This window comes from Ectothiorhodospira shaposhnikovii, assembly GCF_022227765.1.
Classification (GTDB): Bacteria; Pseudomonadota; Gammaproteobacteria; order Ectothiorhodospirales; family Ectothiorhodospiraceae; genus Ectothiorhodospira.
Genome location: NZ_JAJMLZ010000002.1, coordinates 349,600 through 367,541, shown reverse-complemented (window position 1 = coordinate 367,541; position 17,942 = coordinate 349,600). Strand labels below are relative to the sequence as shown.

Sequence of the window (17,942 nt, the reverse complement as noted above, 5' to 3'; positions counted from 1 at the left end):
CTCACAGACAGGTAAACTTAATGCCCGCGTCGCGGCATTGCAGGTCCAGATTGGTCTTCAGCGTATCCGAGTCGAGAAACACCCCGTCGATGGCGATGATCTCGCGGGGCTTCAATTCCACCAATGGCTGAATCATGGCTTCGCTGAATGACTCTAGGACGAACAGCATCTTGCGCTCGTGGATGGCAAACACCTTGCCGCCGTTTACCTCCAGCGCTTGGACGGGCGTGGTCAGCTCTTGGCCGAACTTCAGCAACAGTTCGTAGAGCATGTCCTCGACGGCCGCACCTTCCTTCTCGGACTTGGCGAACAGTTGAATCTGCTCGGCCAGTTGATCCGGTGTGTCGAGGCCGTCGCCGCGCCACTGCTTGAAGTTGGAAGGGGCGAGAAGGAATGACTTGAAACCAAGATCGGCAGGTATTGGTGCCACCAGACCCGCTTCGTTCAAGAGTTTCTGAATGACGCGATTAATGCGATCCCTGCTCAATGCGGCAATCGTTGGATAGCCGGCCTTGAATGCCGCGCTCTTTTCATCGCACGGTTCCGGGAGCTGAACCGCCACTACGCGCCGATTCCCACCTTCTTTCGCATTCAGGGCGAGTACGGCTTCGACTGTGCTTGCGGAACCGGCAAAAAAATCTAGCACTAGGCCGTTGTCATCGTCACCCATGCAGTAACGGATCAGTCGTGCGAGCACTTCATGATCCTTAGGGTTATTGAAGAGCTTCCCGCCCATCAATTTCCGCAGGTACTTCACCGAAACCTGCGACTGCTTGTAGATGACGCTACCTAGAACCTGCAACCCGATATCATCGTCAGACACCTCGTCATCATCGAAATCAGCACCTTCATCCTCAAGTAGCTCGTAAGATAACGGTAGTAGATGTGCCTTTCGATATGGCGGTTCAGTATGATCATCGCGGAACTCGACAATCCCTAGCTTGATTTGACGCTTCATTTCTTCTACCGAAGAATAGACCCAGCCGCGTTCAGGAACTTTGCATGGTTGCTTCGTAACAGGGTGAAGAACATCGTAACGAGGGCCGCCACCTCCAGGCCATGAAATGTCGCGATCGCGCCAGGGACCCCACTTGTCCACCCATTTATGGCGGCTGAGTTTCTTCGAGGGATGAGAGTCAGGTAGGGACTTATACCACTCACGAAGACTTTCCTGCTGCGCTTCGTAATTGGCCTCACCGTGTTTAGCCTTCAACTCTCGCCACTTCTCTATTATTTCCTTGGCACCCGGCTTGGGTTCGCGCCAGACCGTCTTGTTTTCTTTCAGTTTGGTCATGCTACGGGCATAGATCAGCATGTATTCATGGCCGACAGACACGAGCTTTGCGTCGTTCTTTCTTCCTTTTTCCCAGACCAATTTAGTAATGAAATTTTCCGAGCCAAACACTTCGTCCATTAGCAATTTTAGATTGGCCGCCTCATTGTCGTCGATGGACACTAAGATGACCCCATCCTCGCGCAGCAGATTCCGTGCGATGTACAAGCGTGGTAGCATCATCGACAGCCAGTTGCTGTGATAGTGGCCGTTTTCCTTACTGTTTTTGCGGAAGAAGCCCTCGCGCATCAGGGTGCCGTCGTCGGCCAGTTCATTGATGCGTCGCAGGTATTCTTCCTTGCTCTCCTGAAAGCGGTCGGGGTAGATGAAACTGTCGGAACCGGTGTTGTAGGGCGGGTCGATGTAGATCAGCTTGACCTTTCCGAAATAGGCCTTCTGCAAGACCTTGAGCACTTCCAGGTTCTCACCTTCGATGAATACGTGTTGCGCCGTATCGAAGTTCACCGACTTGACGCGCTCCGGCCGGAGTGTGGAGGTAGAAGGTGTTTGCAGGACTTTATAGGCGCCGGCCTTCCCAGCCCAGGTCAACGCATAGCGTTCCCCGCCTTCAATGACAGCGGATTCGCCCAGCGCTCGCTTGAGGGCAGCCACGTCAAGCTTGCCTTCAGAAAATGCGTCGGGAATCAGCTCGGCCAGCTTCGCGCGGCGCTCGTCGGCTGGGTTCGGGGATACGATGGTCTTGCTTTCGTCGGTCATTGTTTATCCTGCAATACGTTAGGGGGCACGCCGCCTTCCCACTTCACCTGCCGTCGTCGGTGGACTTTTTTTCACCATCGAACAAAGCTCCCTGCCTGTGAATCGCGATCCCCTTCCGGTCGCAATAATCTCGGATTAAGAACTCCACCATATTGGCGATTGATCGGTGTTCACGATTTGCGGCCTCGCGCAGCGCTTCTTTCAAGTTGGGCTCGATACGGAATGTCAGCGTCGCGGTCTTGGTGGTGGCCATTTTTCGTCCTCGAACGAGCGGACTAATAATGTACTGCAATGTACAGTAACATTCAGCATAATCCAATGGTGTGGCCCCAGTCTGCAGAGGGGTCCTAAGAAACCCGTGAGTGATTCATGGGCAGGCAAGACCGCTCCACTGGAGCGCGCGCCAGAGAACGTCATCCAGCCTGCAATATGGCAATTCTTGCTGATTTCGGGTGCTCTTCTCCGTGTGATCGTGGTGGTGATCTCCGGGGGAGCCAGGGGTGCCGATACCCTGGGCGAGTTATACGCCATTGCGCGGGGACTTCCCTTCAAGCGATTCCCGGCTGACTGGGAATGTGGGAAGGCCGCTGGTCATTGGAGAAACGACTTGATGGCTTGGGACAGCACGCGTTTATGCGCGTTTATGCGCGTTTTGGGATGGCCAGTCTTCGGACACGAAAAACATGATTGAGCGAGCCAAACAATCTGGCCTGAAGGTGGCCGTCATTTCATTTTAAGGACCAATATGATGAATACCGACAATCAATTATTTCAAGGCGAACCCTGGATTGCTGATCTGATCGCATGGATTGGCACATTCAGTTCTGAGCAGACCATGCACAACCTTTTAACGCCTCCCTTGTATTTGGTGGTGGAGCCTCCTTTAAGCTGGTTCATGCTAGGCTTTATGTTTTTTGTAACGCCCATCCTGGTTCTTTATCATATTTATAAGAAGGATAGAACCGCAAGACTTCACGGGCTCAAAAGGCAGTGGGGCAACGAAGTTCTTGGTTTGGTTTTCATCTATTTCGTGTCTTGCGTGGCCATTATTTTCTTTGCGGCAACCCATGGATGGAAAACCGTGCTGGATATTTTGTTGGCAATCAGCGTGATCGTCTTATTTTTGCACTGGGTTTCCGTGGGGCGAGTCATGTTTCGGCTTGCGCCGGAATCGTTGGCCTTGTGGGTCGGCATCACCATACTATTCTTCCCGATGTTCGGGGTGATATGGGATGTTCTGGTGAGGACCTAAGAAAATCGCCAGCATGCACCCCTCACTAGTAATGCGTAGAAAGTCGGCTTTGTGGCAGGGGAAACGCATCGATGAATATTGTGTTGGTGGGGCATCAGAATTGAAACTGCAAATGATGAATCAAGCACCGATCAACGATAGAACGAGCGCTGGAAGATGCCATGTAGTGGCAATCAACATGACATATATGAAGCCGATGATGTACATCACTGAGAAAAGGGCATCCCGGCGTTTTTCGATGGGCTCTAGGAATCGTTCAGCCTTGTCTCTTTGAGAAGCGTAGTGCTGCAGCACGTCCAACCAGCCCCGGCTTTCATCATAGGCCAGCTTGGCATCGCGGGCGTGGGCACTGAACTGAAGCACACATGACAAAGCTAGATAGCCCGCCAGAGCTTTGGTCAGCAGGCCAAGCTCCGAACTTCTCAGTAGCGATTCAAGGTTGTTGTGATCGAACCTAGCAATGAAAGTAAGGCTGATGAAGGCCAGTATGCCAAGTATGTCTCGCGTAAGGCCGCTGATTAGATCGCGGACCTTGGAAGCATACAGGTCGGCCTGAGACTTCATGTCCTTCATCAAGTCCCGAATTTCCTTGTGGTAGGCATCCTTGCGTTCAAGAATCACAAAGGCATAACTGTCTCGCGCTTGCTGAAGGGCAGGATCAAGGAATTTTTCGACACCTGAAAGTAAGGAAACTCCCTGCTCAATGTCAATCGATAGACGGTCCATAAGCAAGCTTAAGCGCGTCTCTTCACGCTCAGCGTAGGCCCACTGTACGGTCTCGATCAACTTGCGCAGGGTCTCTTCCGAAATAGCCTCATCCTCATTAACAAGCTTAAGCTCGATGCGTTTGGCTCCGCGCAATATTACCGAATAACCGTCATCGGCCAACTTCAGTTCATGAACTATGGATGCGGCAAGCACACTGGCGCTCATGCGGAGCATGGGGGTAGCGGCGGACGAGTCCAGCTTGCCCCAGCTTAAGGAAAAAGCAGCAGGATGCACCCGCAAGGCCTTGTTCGCGCTGATATGAATTATGTTCCGTACCTTGGTGGCATCGGGCAGCTTCATTGGCTCGGGCTGGGGCGCGGAAGCACCAGGAGGTAGCACCCAAAGCATGGGTCCGCCAAACCCTTCCGTGAGACCATGCACTCTGATTGTCGTTGGTTGGGTTAGGTCGGGTTCAAGATCGGAGGTTGGAAATAGGAAGGGATCAAACCAACGCAGCCACTGGTGAAAACCTTCTACCGAGAAAAACAGCAGTGTGTTTTCCTCATCGCGTGCACGTATAGATTGTGCAAGCATCTTTTTGGAAACAATCAGTCGCCAAGGCTCATTATCGTAATCTACCCCCGAAAGATCGTGTTCATCCACCATTCCATCCGAAGCCAGGAGGGAGGGCCTCTCTCCGACAAGATGAGAAACGATGCTGAATACGCGAAGCAATTCAATTCGCACACGGCTATCGAGCTGTTCGCCGACAATGGTAAGCCTGTAACTCTCCTCAACCACTTCCGAAGCATACTGCCGCAGATCATCAAGGGCAGACAGGAGTTCTGCGATTGTAGTCATGATCAATCAGCCTTGAACATCCAGTCGAAGGGTTTCAATCGTAATACGTGTGCGTCCATTGGGAAGATTTTGGATAGTCATGCCTGCACGCGCTTGATCGCCTTCAAAAGTGATCATAACACCCTCAGCAGTCTGATAGACCTGTTTCGTTTCACCCTTTCTGAGCGAGCCAGGCATGGGTCTGAATTGTTGCCCGGCGACACCCGCCTCGGCAAGCGCGTCGCGCAAGGACTCCGTGAGCTTCGCCTTATGCTCTGAATTTTTGCCGCGAACAACAGCCTCCAAATAGCTGTCGGTGTCGAAAACCTCATGCGCCTTGAGATAGTCGAGCGCCCGCCCCGCAAAGGTATTCATATTTTCGTCTTCAGGAAGGTCCTCTTTCGGCAGTTTCTTAATCCATCGGCGAACTGTTCCGTGAGCTACCCTGGTCAGGTCGGAATCCTGTTGGCGCGGGATCACCCCCAAAAACGCTTGGTAGTAGTGGCCAAGATCGGGCTTGCTGACCCGGTCGAAGGCCAAAGCGTCCCATGCAAACAGACTGGATGGATCGATCAGTGCGCTCTTTTGAATTGCGCTCTTGCTTTCGATGAGAGAATTTTCGTTTTCTTCAATTGTTGCAATGCGCCGACCACCTTCTTCCCTGTAGCTATAGCTGAAGGTGGATTGCTTATCCATCTTCACCAGGAAAACAAGTTGATGCCAGTGATGTGCGGAGACTAAAAACCTCGCCACCGAGACGATGAAGACGCCAGCCGACATCGATCCCTTATGGCGCCCCGCGAAGTCTGTCGTGATCTGACGTGAGAGTTGAATAAAATTATCGGGTTCGGCAAACAGTTGGTTACACTTTTCTTTTAAATGCACGGCATCCTGCTTGAATACATATTGTGCGCCTTCGGCGATGTCGCGCATTCGTTCGATAAAGAACTGCTTTTGCTTGGGTTGGAGGACAACTTCGTCGAGGTGGACGACATTGTAATGACTCTCAGCTTCCTGATCGATGATATGGAAGATAAAACGTTCGATTTCAATGCTTTCACGTTGTACTTTATTCAGGCCACCTTCGAGCGGTTTGAGTGCCACAGATGATCTCCTTATTTTCCTTGTTAAAGGATAACCGGAGCCCTGAGCCCGCTTTTGTTCTTGGGTCAAGGCATCGGACGCTCCCACTAGACTTCGAGGCTCGCCTCTCCTCGATCACATACATCTAGTCCGCCGCCAACCTCTGTGCAGCAACAATACTGAGGTGTTAAGAGGCTATCGAGCCCAAAACTGACTCACCAGGACACACCTGCCTTCCCCAGAGCGTTTTTAACCGCTGCCTCACAGGGGACATTATCATGGATGGAGGGCGCATGCTTGAATGTCAGCGCGGTGCCAGGGCATGCAGTCGTCAGTTGAGCCATAATAATACCCCTAGTTAAACGTATTTCGGCCAGAAAAAGCCTCAGCCAGTCGGCCAATGCTTGCGGATCATCAAGCACAAATACAAGCCCCTTGAAAGCTTCTTCCTTATTTTTTTCATCGCTTTCGTCATTTTTGGATCGTATTGGCCTGCGTTGGATCTCTAAGATGTAGACCGTCTTATGACTTGTTTCAACTTTAATCACTAGCGCTCCTCTCGGTGTCTGGGTATCCAGGTTGTAATACACCCACTTTTGAGTCGCGCCACTCACTTCATCTTTTTGGTCGAAGGGTTTCAGTGCAATGAGTCTCGGTTCGGGGTCGTCTTGAAAGCCGTCTTCGAAGGTAAACCACTCAGCGGAATGAAAGACATCTGGCCATTCGTCTCTCAAGTGGCATACCGCGTTCCACATGTCCCGCAGAACCCCTTTTGAGTCCAATAATATGGGTGCCTGAACTAATGCTTGTCCAACGCCTTTGCCCGTGCCATAAGGTTCGCCGGTAGATGATACATCATCATTTGCTTCTATGGCGCGGTATTTGCCTTGGCTACCTTTGCTTATTTTACGAACATATTTGACCGGGCGCGGTGGCCCAAGCACCTCGAAGTCATGGTCAAGGAACTCCTGTAAGGATGAACCATGGTCGGGCGCATCATCAGCTGTTAGATTGATGATTTCCGGAAACTTGCGTTGAATCTTTACTACAGGTTTCGATATCTCTTCTTGATAGTCACCTTCCGAGGTTTCGTCACCCTGTGTTCTGATTTTGCTCACTTGCTCGTATAAAACCAGTTTCCCGAGTGGATCGCTGCAGCCAAGAATACAGTTGGCTTTAAAGGTTTGGCCGTCATTTGAAGCAGTTCCATACACCTTGAGTTTTGCTGGTCCCTGGAACCAGGGAGCAACCTTCAAAAATACGTAATCATCTGCATCATTTAAAGCGGAAACTAATTGATTGTAGATCCCTCTCGCCACCTTCTGTGCATAGGGGTCATAAAGAAGGTGGGCAAGAAATACCGCATCATGTCTGGTTAGGTGCTTTCCCAGCCTTATTGGCCATGCATCTTCTAGTTTGGGTAGGTCATCAGCCTCATAGAGGCGCTGTTTAGCCTCTTCCCATGGGTATACGGTCAATACTCGCTGTATTTCTTTTGATCGCCCGTAGCAACGGATAAAGAATTCCATGCAGGGAACAAATAACACCTTCCCGTCCGGTAGCTTGAATCGAATGATGTAGTTATTTTCACTGCGAAGATACTGGGGGCATTCAGGGGCAGGAATTAGCGGGCGTCCACTTTTATAATCGGCTGATCTACTAGGTGAAATTATTTCCCAGTCGCCTGGTGAAAATGAGACATCGAATGTTCTTGCCTCATAGCGTATTTGCGAATGACTGACTCCTTTGTTCCAAACTGACCCGATCCGAAGAAAACCAAGGTGAGTGAGGCCCGTTTTACGACATCGTGTTGCTTGAGTCAGGTTCCCATCAGGATCAAGAATCCGAAAGACAACATCCACTTTTGGTACCGTTCGATCTCGGACATTCTTGGTAATCGGGCCATACCACCAAACGACCCAATTTTCAGCCTCGCGCACCGACGAGTCATTGAGTTCGAATGTTTTGGTTGGAATGAGCGAGATTTTCACGCGGCCACCATGTCGCATCTATTTCTAAAGTGTCGCAATTATTTCTGGAAATGACAACCACCACCCACCAGCGCAATCCCCGAACAGGTGTGATGGGGGGTACGGAAGGGACGGGTACGCCATCGGGCGGGGTCGATGCCGTGGTGACTGATGGCATGCAGGGCCGCGGTTTCCAGGGCTTCGGTTTCGCTCATGGGCGGCAGCAGTCCCGGCAAGCGGCTGGCCAGCATGGTCTTGCCGGTGCCGGGTGGTCCGATCATCAGCAGGTGATGGCCGCCGGCGGCGGCGGCTTCCAGGGCGCGGCGGGCCTGGGGCTGGCCGCGCACGTCCGTCAGATCCGGTTGCGTGGCCGGGTCATCCGTGGTCGAGGGGATCCGTGCATGGGGGGAGAGGGGCGCTTCGTCGCGCAGGTGGGCACAGACTTCCAGCAGATGGTCCGCCGGTATCACGACCACACCGTCCACCAGCACCGCCTCGTCCGCATCGCCCCGGGACAGCATCAGGGTGCGTCCGGCTTGCGCCGCCGCCATGGCCGCGGGCAGTACGCCGCGTACCGGGCGCAGTTCACCGGTCAGGCCCAGTTCTCCCAGGAATTCCAGGCCATTGCAGGCCTTGAGAGGGATCTGTCCGGAGGCGGCGAGGATGCCCAGGGCGATCCCCAGGTCGAAGCGACCGCCCTCCTTGGGCAGATCCGCCGGTGCTAGATTGACGGTGATGCGGCGGGCCGGGAATTCGAAGCCGCTGGTCTGGATGGCGGCCCGGACCCGGTCGCGGCTTTCCTTCACGGCCACTTCCGGCAGGCCCACCATGGCAAAGCTGGGCAGGCCGTTGGCCAGATGGACTTCGATGTGAACCGGCGGGGCCTGGATGCCCAGTTGGGCACGGCTGCGGATGACGGCAAGTTGCATGGCTCCTTCCATGGGGCTCGTCCCTGATGCCCGGACTATAACCCAAAGCCGGTACCCGAGCGAACTCCCTATGGGGCTTCGAGTATCCGCACCAGGATCACCCCGTTGCGCGCGTGCAGCACTTCATGGGGGAGGTGCGCCAGCCTGTCCAGGGAGTCCTCCTTGGTGACCGCCACTTCTCCCGGCTCCGGCATGCGCCGCTCCACGCCCCGGTTGGCATAGATGCTGAAACTGGGGTTGTTCAGGCGCCACATCACCACCGTTTCCGGCAGATCCCTGGCCGCCAGGCCGGCATCGCGGATGGGGGACTGCTGTACACCGGCCACCGCCGGCAGCAGGAGTCCCGCCACGCCCACGTTCAGGGTCAGGCCGATCAGGAACAGGCGATAGCCGCGCTGGATGCGTCGATCCAGCATGAAGAACAGGCAGGCCGCCAGGGCGATGACGAAGAAGGCATGCCAGAGGGGGCCGAAATGCACATGGTGGTCCGTCAGCAGGGCGAGAATGAAGGGGTCGTCCAGATGGGGCTTGATCAGGTCCACCAGATGGGGCAGGGCCAGCAACCCGGCAAACAGCAGGGCCGGGGGCAGGAACAGCCAGAACCGGCCGCGGACCCGGTCCAGGTGCAGGGCCATCAGGATGAACAGGGGGGTGATGCCGTAGAAGATGTAATGGGGCAGCTTGGTGCCGGCCGCCGAGAACAGCACCAGCACGAACAGGAACCAGGTCAGCAGATACCCGTGCAGGTCCTCGCGGAAGCTCTCCCTCACTTCCCACAGGGTCCGGATCAGCACCGTGGTATAGGGCAGCAGGGCCACCAGCAGCACCGGCAAATAAAAGTAGAAGGGACCGGCATGGCCATGCATGGGGGCCTGGAAACGGCCCAGGTTGTGCTCCAGGAAAAAGCCCATCAGGAACCCCGGCCCTTCCCGCCAGGTGATGGCCAGATACCAGGGCAGCACGATGAGCAGGAACAGCATGATCCCCAGGGGATTGAAGGCCGCTCGCAGCCAGGACCGCCACTCGCCCTTGAGACCATAGAAGATCAGGCTGACCGCCAGCGGGATCACCACCGCCACCGGTCCCTTGGTCAGAAAGCCCAGGCCCATGCACAGGAATGCCAGATAGACCCAGCGAACCCCGCCTTCCTTGAAATGCAGGTAGATGGCGAACATGGCGCCGACGATGAACAGATGCAGGGCGGCATCGGCGATGGCCGCCTTGCCGATGATGATCACCCCCAGGGACGTGGCGCCGATGATGGCGGCCGCCAGGGCGGTATGACGGTCACAGACCCGCCGCGCGAAGGCGAATGTCAGCAGCATCCAGCCGGTGGCGGCGAGGGCCGAGGGCAGTCGCAGGGCCAGTTCGTTGAGCCCGAAGGCGCTCACGCTCAGGGCCTGTAGCCAGTAAATCAGGATAGGCTTATCATACCGCGGCTCGCCATAGAGGTAAGTGGCGATGAAGTCACCCCGGGCCAGCATGTCCCGGGTCGCTTCACTGAATGCCCCTTCGTCCAGGTCGAATAGCGGCACGCCGTGCAGGTTGTAGAAGAAGGCCGTGAACAGGGCCGCCGTCAGGAAGGCCCAGAGGATGCGGGGTGACAGTTCCTGCAGGTCCGTCGGGTAATAGGTATGGATGCGTGGCACGATGTCGGCTTGCGGGGCTTGGATGGAATGTGCGCAGTGTAACCCGGTCGTGGTGTCGGCGGCAGGGTTTTGCTTTGTCGACGGGTGGCGGGTGTGTTGGGATATTTCCGGATGTTGAGGCCTCGCGCCAGAACCCTCGTTTCCATCGCCATCTTCCTGGTCTTTGTCGGGTTGGTGGAAGTCTTCCATGGTTGGGGGGGCATCCTGGCACCCTGGCGGGATCTGTCGCCGATGGCCCTGCTGGTGGCCGGTCTGCTCACCCTGCTCACCTATGCCCTGCGTGCCTGGCGGGTCTATGACTTTTACCGGTCGGCGATGCGGGGCCGTTTCCCGGCCTGTCTGCGCCTGACGCTGATTCACAATCTGCTCAACAATCTGCTGCCCATGCGTACCGGCGAGTTGAGCTTTCCGGTGTTGATGGCACGCTACTTCCAGGTACCGGCGGTGCATTCCGTGCCGGTGCTGCTCTGGTTTCGCCTCATGGACCTGCATGTGCTCGCCGCCTTCGGCCTGGCGGCGGTCGGTACCTGGCTGGTGGGATGGCCGGCGGCCTTGGCGGCCACGGTCCTGTGGTTGTCGGGCCTGCCGCTGGTGCGCCGCGTCTCGCCCCTGCTGCGGCACTGGCTGGCGCCGCGTGTCCGGGGGCGATGGGGGGACTGGGTCCTGCGGGCCCTGGAGGCCTTGCCGTCCTCTCCCCGGGACTTCTGGCGTGCCTGGGCCTGGACGGCGCTGAACTGGAGCGTCAAACTGGCCGTCTTTGTCTGGGTGCTGGCCCTGTTCCTGGAGGCCCCCGCCGCCGCCCTGTGGCTGGCGGTCATCGCCGGTGATCTGACCAGTGTCCTGCCGGTACACGGGGTCGGAGGGGCCGGTACCTATGAAGCCGGTGTGATGGCGGCCCTGCTGCCTTTCGGCGTATCGGCGGAACAGGCCCTGGTGGGCGCCGTCAACCTGCATCTTTTCCTGCTTGGATCCACGCTTGCCGGCGGGCTGTTGTTGCCCTGGCTGCCGGCGGCCAACAAAGAGAAATAGACCATCATGTCCGTCAAACCCGAAGGCGATGCCGCGACGGCGCAGGCCGTCACCGATGATCAGGGCTACGCCGTCTACCGCACCGAGGAGGCCCTGAGCCTGTCCCTGGTCATTCCCATGTACAACGAAGAGGATAACGTGGCCCCCCTGGTGGCCCGTATCCATGAGGCCCTGGGTGACCTGTCCATGCCCTGGGAGGTGGTGCTGGTGGATGACGGCAGTGCCGACGCCACGCCGGACCGCATGCTGGCGGCCCGGGAACAGTATGGACGCCATGTGCGGGTACTCACGTTACAGCGCAATTTCGGCCAGACCGCGGCCATGCAGGCGGGGATCGACCATGCCCGCGGCAGCGTCATCGCCACCCTGGATGGCGACCTGCAGAACGATCCGGCGGATATCCCCGTCATGGTGCGCCGACTGCTGGACGAGGATCTGGACATGGTGGCGGGCTGGCGCAAGGACCGCCATGACGATCTGTGGAAACGCAAGGTACCGTCCCGCATCGCCAACAAGCTGATCCGCTGGACCACCAAGGTGAACCTGCACGACTACGGTTGCAGCCTCAAGGTGTTCCGGGCCCAGGTTCTCAAGGGGGTCCGTCTCTACGGCGAGATGCATCGCTTCATCCCGGCCTGGTTCGCCACCCAGACCTCGCCGCGGCGCATCCGCGAGCACGTGGTGACCCACCACCCCCGTGCCCACGGCGACTCCAAGTACGGGATCTCCCGCACCTTCCGGGTGATCCTGGACCTTTTGTCGGTGTACTTCTTCATGCGCTACAAGGCGCGCCCGGGACACTTCTTCGGTTCCATCGGCCTGTTCTTTGGCGCCCTGGGCTCGGCCATTCTGGGCTATCTGCTGCTGATCAAGGTGCTGTTGCAAGCGGATATCGGCACCCGGCCGCTGTTGTTCGTGGGGGTGATGTGCGTGCTGGTCTCGGTGCAGCTGCTCACCACCGGGGTGCTGAGCGAACTGATGGCGCGGACCTATTTCGAGTCGGGGCGGATCCGCTCCTATGTGGTGCGTGAACGCAACCGCGAGGATGCCGCCGGCGATGACTGGTGCCGGCCCGGCTGAGGGCGTCCTGATGATTATCAAGGACGCAGGCGTGGCGGTTGTGTCACACTCACTTTAGATTATTAGTGCCTGCTAATGGTCTCCGGTTTGCCATTCACGTCCCGGAGTGACACGTGTCGATACGCTCAGGTCTTCTCATCCTTTCGCTGGTACTGCTCCCCTTGCAGATACCGGCCGACGAGATCCCCGCCCTGCCCGCGGAGACATCCTTGTCCTCCACGGCGGATCATCGCAAGTTCGAGCAACTGGCCGGTCCGTTCCATAGTGGCCCGGAAGTCACCCGGGCCTGTCTGGAATGCCACACGGAAGCCGCGCTGCAGGTTCACCGCAGCATCCACTGGACCTGGCGCTTCGAGCAGCCGGAAACCGGCCAGACCCTGGGCAAGCGGTTTGCCCTGAACAATCTGTGCCAGGGCATTGCCGGCAGTTATGAGCGCTGCAGCAGTTGCCACGTGGGCTACGGTTGGGAGGACGAGCATTTCGATTTCACCGCCGAGGATCGGGTGGACTGCCTGGTCTGTCACGACACCACGGGCACCTATGTGAAATTTCCCACCGGGGCCGGTCATCCCCCCTACGAGGATACCCCGTTCCGGGGTCGACTGTTCAAGGCCCCGGATCTGGCCCATGTGGCCCGCCATGTGGGTCGATCCAGCCGGGAAACCTGTGGCACCTGCCACTTTGAAGGGGGCGGGGGCGACGCGGTCAAGCACGGCGATCTGGACAGCTCCCTGCTGGCGCCACCCCGCCATGTGGATGTGCACATGGATCCCGACGGCCTGAATTTTTCCTGTGCCACCTGCCATGAATTTACCGGCCATATCCAGCAGGGCAGCCGCTACCAGCTCAAGGCCGCCCCTGAGGCGGGTGTTGCGGTGCCGGGGCGGGAGAGCGACCGACCGGCCTGTCAATCCTGCCACGGCGCCGCGCCCCATGACACCGTCATCCACAACAAGCTCAACCAACATGCCGAATTCATTGCCTGTCAGACCTGCCATGTACCGGCCATTGCCCGGGGCGGGCTGCCCACCAAGACCCTCTGGGATTGGTCCGTGGCCGGGCGCCGGGACGAACAGGGGCGCCCCGTGGTGGAAATGGAAGACGGTCTGGTGGTCTATGACGGCATGAAGGGCGCCTTCCAGTGGGAGGAAAATCTGGTGCCGGAGTACCGCTGGTTCGATGGCAACATGCACTACACCCTGTTGGGGGATCCCATTGATCCCTCCGCGCCGGTGCCCGTGAACCGGCCCCTGGGGGAACCGGGGCAGCCCGGCGCCCGGATCTGGCCTTTCAAGATCATGGCGGGGCGTCAACCCTACGATACCCACTACAACACCCTGTTGGTGGCGCACCTGTTCGGACGGGACGAAAACGCCTTCTGGCGGGGTTACGACTGGGATGCGGCGTTGGCATCGGGCATGGCCACCGCCCGCCGCACGGGCCAGACCGAGGCCGGGTTCAGCGGCGAGTACGGATTTGTGGACACCCGCATGTACTGGCCGGTCAATCACATGGTGGCGCCCAGGGAGGATGCCCTGAGCTGTGAATCCTGCCACAGCGTGGACGGTCGGCTGGCGGATCTGCCGGGGGTCTATATCCCCGGCCGTGACCGGCATCCCTGGGAACCCTTCGGCTGGCTCGCGGTATGGCTGACCCTGCTGTCGGTGGTGGCTCACGGCCTGGGACGCTATCTGATCCACCGTCGCCGGATGAGGGGGGCTGCATGAGCAAGGTACGCATCTTCACGCTGTTCGAGCGTTTCTGGCACTGGGCGCAGACGATCCTGATCTTCGGCCTGTTGTTCACCGGGCTGGCACTGCATGGCAGTCATGGCCTGATGGCCTATGACACGGCCCTCAAGGTCCATATCGTCATGGCCCTGAGCCTGATCGGTCTGTGGGCCTTTGCCATCTTCTGGCATGTGGTGACGGGGGAGTGGCGCCAGTATGTGCCCACCCACCGGGGCTTGCCGGCGGTGATGCTGTACTACGCCTACGGGATCTTCTCCGGCGAAGCCAAGCCCTTCGTGACATCACCGTCCAGCAAGCATAATCCGCTGCAGCGACTGGCCTATTTCGGTTTCAAGGCGGCGATTGCACCGGCGTTGTGGGTATCCGGTCTGCTGCTGCTGACCTATGCCGCCTGGAAGGGGACGTTCATGGGCGATCTGTTGCCCCTGGCCTGGGTGGCCTACGCCCACGTGGCGGCCACCTTCGCCCTGATGGTGTTCCTGATCGGCCACATCTACATGGCCTCCACCACCGGTCATCCCTGGTATGCCTATCTCAAGTCCATGGTGACCGGGTATCAGGAGGAGCGTAAATGAGTGGTGGGTTCCCCTCTCCCCCTGGGGGAGAGGGGTTGGGGTGAGGGGAAAACGCCGCCGTTACACCTCGCCCACGGTGTCGTCCCCCCGGGTGCGGGGGACCAGGAATTCCTTCTCCAGGGCCTTGACCCTGGCCTCCATGGCGGAGAGGCGCTCGCGGGTGCGCTCCAGCAGGGCGGCCTGCACCTCGAATTCCTCCCGGGTCACCAGATCCATCCGCTGCAGGGCACCGGACAGGCCCGCCTTGAGGTTCTTCTCGATGTCCGCCTGAACGTGCTGCACCGACTCGGGCATCATGCTGCTCAGCTTGCGTGCCATCTCATCCAGGCTTTTGCTGTCGATCATGGCCGTTTCCTCCGTGGTCTTTTGTGTATTGAACCCTATTCTAGTCGTCCCGGTAGGGGATGGGCGAGTGGTGGGCGGGCGCCCCATTTTGGTGCGCTCATGGGGTGCATTTGCCCAAAACGGCGCGCCTGCCGGGACTGTTTTCTGCGGTATGTGGCCAATCCATTGAAATGGCTGATAAAAAAAACTGGCATGCTCCCTGCTTATGCTCCGTTGAAGCAGTTTTTCAACCACAGCAAAACCCTTGCTCAGGAGATCGACACATGCACAGCACGTTCAAGAAGGCCGCCATCACCAGCGCCGTGACCGCCGCCCTGCTGGCCGGTGGGCTGGTGACGTCCACGGCTTCCGCCGAGATCAGCGCCAATATCGGCTTCACCAGCAACTACCTGTTCCGGGGCGCGAGCGAAAGTGATGACCGGGCCGCTGTTCAGGGTGGTATCGATTTTGAACATGAGGGTGGGTTCTACATCGGTACCTGGACCTCCAGCCTGGATGGCTCCGAGGACCGGGGCGGCTATGAAGTGGACGTCTATTTTGGTGTCACCGGCGAAGTGGGCGCTTCCGGCGTGGGCTTTGATGTGGGTTATATCTACTACGCCTATCCGGGTGCCGAAAGCGCCGACGATGCCAATTTTGGTGAAATTTACGGCGCCCTGGATTTCATGGGGCTGTACGGCATGATCAACTACGTGACCAATGCCGACGACAGTGATCTGGAAAGCTCTCTCGCTTACGAGATCGGTTACAGCTTCGATGCAACCCCGGACATTGCCCTGGGTGCCACCATCGGTTACGTGGACTGGGATTATAGCGATGGGGAAGACTACACCTGGTGGTCCCTCTACCTGACCAAGGCCACCTCCATGGGTGACTTCACCTTCGCCTACACCCAGAACGATACCGACGAGGACGACGATCCGCGCTTCAACGTCTCCTTCGTCATGAGCTTCTGAGAACCAGGAACCTCTCAATCACATCAGGACACGGCCCGCCGGACGCGGGCCGTTTCCCGGGAGCACCCGACATGAAACTAGTCACTGCCATCATCAAGCCGTTCAAGCTGGACGACGTGCGCGAGGCGCTTTCCGAGATCGGGGTGCAGGGCATCACCGTCACGGAGGTCAAGGGCTTCGGGCGTCAGAAGGGTCATACGGAACTGTATCGGGGGGCCGAGTACGTGGTGGACTTCCTGCCCAAGGTCAAGCTGGAAGTGGCCGTGGACAATGCCCTGGTGGATCAGGTCATCGAGGCCATCAGCAAGTCGGCCAACACGGGCAAGATCGGGGACGGCAAGATCTTCGTCTTCCCGCTGGAGCAGGCCATCCGCATCCGTACCGGAGAGACCGGTTCCGACGCACTGTAAAACCATAAGCCGATCAACGTCGGCGGGGGACATACCGTGGAAAGCCAAGTCATAGAAATCGCATACGCCCTGGATACGTTCTATTTCCTCGTATCCGGCGCACTGGTCATGTGGATGGCCGCAGGGTTCACGATGCTGGAGGCGGGTCTGGTCCGCTCCAAGAGCACCGTGGAGATTCTCACCAAGAACATCGCGCTGTATTCCATCGCCTGTATCATGTACATGCTGATCGGCTACAACATCATGTACGGAGACGGCTTCAATTCCCTCATCCCGAGCTTCATGCCGATCCTGAGCAGCGTGGACAACTCCGTCGAAGAGGTGCTGCTGAGCGACGGGGAAATCTACTACTCCAATCTGTCGGACTTCTTCTTCCAGGTGGTCTTCGTTGCCACCGCCATGTCCATCGTCTCCGGTGCCGTGGCAGAGCGCATGAAGCTCTGGGCGTTCCTCATCTTCGCCGTGATCCTCACCGGCTTCATCTATCCCTTCCAGGGTTTCTGGAGCTGGGGCGGCGGCTTCCTGGACGAACTGGGTTACCTGGACTACGCCGGTTCCGGCATCGTGCACATGACCGGTGCGGTGGCGGCCCTGGCCGGTGTGCTGCTCCTTGGCGCTCGTAAGGGCAAGTACGGTCCCAAGGGGCAGATCAACGCCCTGCCGGGTGCCAACATGCCCCTGGCCACCCTGGGTATCTTCATCCTCTGGCTGGGCTGGTTCGGTTTCAACGGCGGCTCGGAGCTGAAGGTGTCCGACGTGGAATCCGCCAACGCCGTGGCTCGCGTCTTTACCAACACCAACCTGTCCGCCGCCGGCGGCGTGGTGGCGGCCCTGATCACCTCCCGTCTGCTGTTCGGCAAGACCGACCTCACCATGGGTCTGAACGGCGCCCTGGCCGGCCTGGTGGCCATCACGGCGGAACCGCTGATGCCCCATCCGTTGCTGGCCACCACCATCGGCTTCATCGGTGGCGTGCTGGTGGTGTTCTCCATCGTCCTGCTGGACAAGATCAAGATCGACGATCCGGCCGGCGCCATCTCCGCCCACGGTACGGCGGGTATCTGGGGTGTGTTCGCGGTGCTGCTGTCCAACCCGGACGCCAGCTTCGTGGCCCAGTTGGTGGGCATCCTGTCCATCTTCGCCTTCGTCTTCACCATGAGTATCCTCTTCTGGTTGATCCTCAAGTACACCATGGGTATCCGGGTGAGCGAGGAAGACGAACTGAAGGGCGTGGACATCGCCGAGTGCGGTCTGGAGGCCTATCCGGAGTTCACCGCCGGACGCAAGTAACCGTCCCATCCCTGCAGGCAGTGTA

Annotated in this window: 16 protein-coding genes and 1 pseudogene; 9 read left to right on the top strand and 8 right to left on the bottom strand. The window is 58.1% G+C overall.

Annotation, left to right across the window (positions count from 1 at the left end):
- Window position 1: 1 nt before the first annotated feature.
- Together LQD11_RS04275 and LQD11_RS04270 are read right to left on the bottom strand one after the other, a co-directional pair.
- Window positions 2–2,050 (bottom strand): site-specific DNA-methyltransferase, encoded by a 2,049-nt coding sequence (locus tag LQD11_RS04275; protein WP_238616404.1) that lies wholly within the window; start codon window positions 2,048–2,050, stop codon window positions 2–4.
- A gap of 43 nt (window positions 2,051–2,093) precedes the next feature.
- A complete protein-coding gene (locus LQD11_RS04270) occupies window positions 2,094–2,303 on the bottom strand; it encodes a type II toxin-antitoxin system antitoxin (protein ID WP_238616403.1) in 210 nt (69 codons plus the stop codon).
- On the opposite strand from LQD11_RS04270, the gene LQD11_RS15750 reads away from it, so the two are divergent.
- Together LQD11_RS15750 and LQD11_RS04265 are read left to right on the top strand one after the other, a co-directional pair.
- Window positions 2,217–2,741, top strand: a complete 525-nt coding sequence (locus LQD11_RS15750; protein WP_420828246.1) for an SLOG family protein — start codon at window positions 2,217–2,219, stop codon at window positions 2,739–2,741. The genes LQD11_RS04270 and LQD11_RS15750 overlap by 87 nt on opposite strands.
- Window positions 2,742–2,798: 57 nt before the next feature.
- Window positions 2,799–3,302, top strand: coding sequence for a hypothetical protein (locus LQD11_RS04265; RefSeq protein WP_238616402.1), 504 nt, complete (start codon window positions 2,799–2,801; stop codon window positions 3,300–3,302).
- A 120-nt stretch (window positions 3,303–3,422) separates the two neighbouring features.
- On the opposite strand, the gene LQD11_RS04260 is transcribed toward LQD11_RS04265, so the two are convergent.
- The 5 genes and pseudogenes from LQD11_RS04260 to LQD11_RS04240 form a co-directional block, all read right to left on the bottom strand.
- Window positions 3,423–4,871 carry a hypothetical protein gene (locus LQD11_RS04260; protein ID WP_238616401.1) on the bottom strand — a complete coding sequence of 483 codons (1,449 nt, stop codon included), beginning with the start codon at window positions 4,869–4,871 and terminating at the stop codon, window positions 3,423–3,425.
- A gap of 6 nt (window positions 4,872–4,877) precedes the next feature.
- Window positions 4,878–5,954 (bottom strand): nucleoid-associated protein, encoded by a 1,077-nt coding sequence (locus tag LQD11_RS04255; protein WP_238616400.1) that lies wholly within the window; start codon window positions 5,952–5,954, stop codon window positions 4,878–4,880.
- 194 nt (window positions 5,955–6,148) lie between these two features.
- The gene (locus tag LQD11_RS04250) at window positions 6,149–7,924 is read right to left on the bottom strand and encodes a hypothetical protein (RefSeq protein WP_238616399.1); all 1,776 of its coding nucleotides are present in this window, start codon (window positions 7,922–7,924) and stop codon (window positions 6,149–6,151) included.
- A gap of 56 nt (window positions 7,925–7,980) precedes the next feature.
- Window positions 7,981–8,832: pseudogene (locus LQD11_RS04245) on the bottom strand (YifB family Mg chelatase-like AAA ATPase); the annotation flags it as partial.
- A 68-nt stretch (window positions 8,833–8,900) separates the two neighbouring features.
- Entirely contained in the window at window positions 8,901–10,481 is a 1,581-nt protein-coding gene (locus tag LQD11_RS04240) for an ArnT family glycosyltransferase (protein ID WP_238616398.1), read from the bottom strand.
- Window positions 10,482–10,592: 111 nt separating this feature from the next.
- Here LQD11_RS04240 and LQD11_RS04235 point away from each other — a divergent pair, with 111 nt between their 5' ends.
- From LQD11_RS04235 to LQD11_RS04220, 4 genes are all read left to right on the top strand, one after another.
- Window positions 10,593–11,510 (top strand): lysylphosphatidylglycerol synthase transmembrane domain-containing protein, encoded by a 918-nt coding sequence (locus tag LQD11_RS04235; RefSeq protein WP_238616397.1) that lies wholly within the window; start codon window positions 10,593–10,595, stop codon window positions 11,508–11,510.
- 6 nt (window positions 11,511–11,516) lie between these two features.
- On the top strand, window positions 11,517–12,590 hold the full coding sequence (locus LQD11_RS04230) for a glycosyltransferase family 2 protein (protein ID WP_338081468.1): 1,074 nt from the start codon (window positions 11,517–11,519) through the stop codon (window positions 12,588–12,590).
- A 113-nt stretch (window positions 12,591–12,703) separates the two neighbouring features.
- Window positions 12,704–14,317, top strand: coding sequence for a tetrathionate reductase family octaheme c-type cytochrome (locus LQD11_RS04225; RefSeq protein WP_238616396.1), 1,614 nt, complete (start codon window positions 12,704–12,706; stop codon window positions 14,315–14,317).
- Window positions 14,314–14,916, top strand: coding sequence for a cytochrome b/b6 domain-containing protein (locus LQD11_RS04220; RefSeq protein ID WP_238616395.1), 603 nt, complete (start codon window positions 14,314–14,316; stop codon window positions 14,914–14,916). Before LQD11_RS04225 ends, LQD11_RS04220 begins: the two co-directional genes overlap by 4 nt.
- A gap of 60 nt (window positions 14,917–14,976) precedes the next feature.
- Here LQD11_RS04220 and LQD11_RS04215 read toward each other — a convergent pair whose 3' ends face one another.
- Window positions 14,977–15,261 carry an accessory factor UbiK family protein gene (locus LQD11_RS04215; RefSeq protein WP_238616394.1) on the bottom strand — a complete coding sequence of 95 codons (285 nt, stop codon included), beginning with the start codon at window positions 15,259–15,261 and terminating at the stop codon, window positions 14,977–14,979.
- Window positions 15,262–15,524: 263 nt separating this feature from the next.
- Between LQD11_RS04215 and LQD11_RS04210 the strand changes: the two genes are divergently transcribed.
- The 3 genes from LQD11_RS04210 (at window position 15,525) to LQD11_RS04200 (ending at window position 17,917) form a co-directional block, all read left to right on the top strand.
- Window positions 15,525–16,217, top strand: a complete 693-nt coding sequence (locus LQD11_RS04210) for a TorF family putative porin (RefSeq protein ID WP_238616393.1) — start codon at window positions 15,525–15,527, stop codon at window positions 16,215–16,217.
- Between the two features lie 71 nt (window positions 16,218–16,288).
- Entirely contained in the window at window positions 16,289–16,627 is a 339-nt protein-coding gene (gene glnK, locus LQD11_RS04205; protein ID WP_008931418.1) for a P-II family nitrogen regulator, read from the top strand.
- 36 nt (window positions 16,628–16,663) lie between these two features.
- Window positions 16,664–17,917 carry an ammonium transporter gene (locus tag LQD11_RS04200; RefSeq protein ID WP_238616392.1) on the top strand — a complete coding sequence of 418 codons (1,254 nt, stop codon included), beginning with the start codon at window positions 16,664–16,666 and terminating at the stop codon, window positions 17,915–17,917.
- Window positions 17,918–17,942 lie beyond the last annotated feature (25 nt).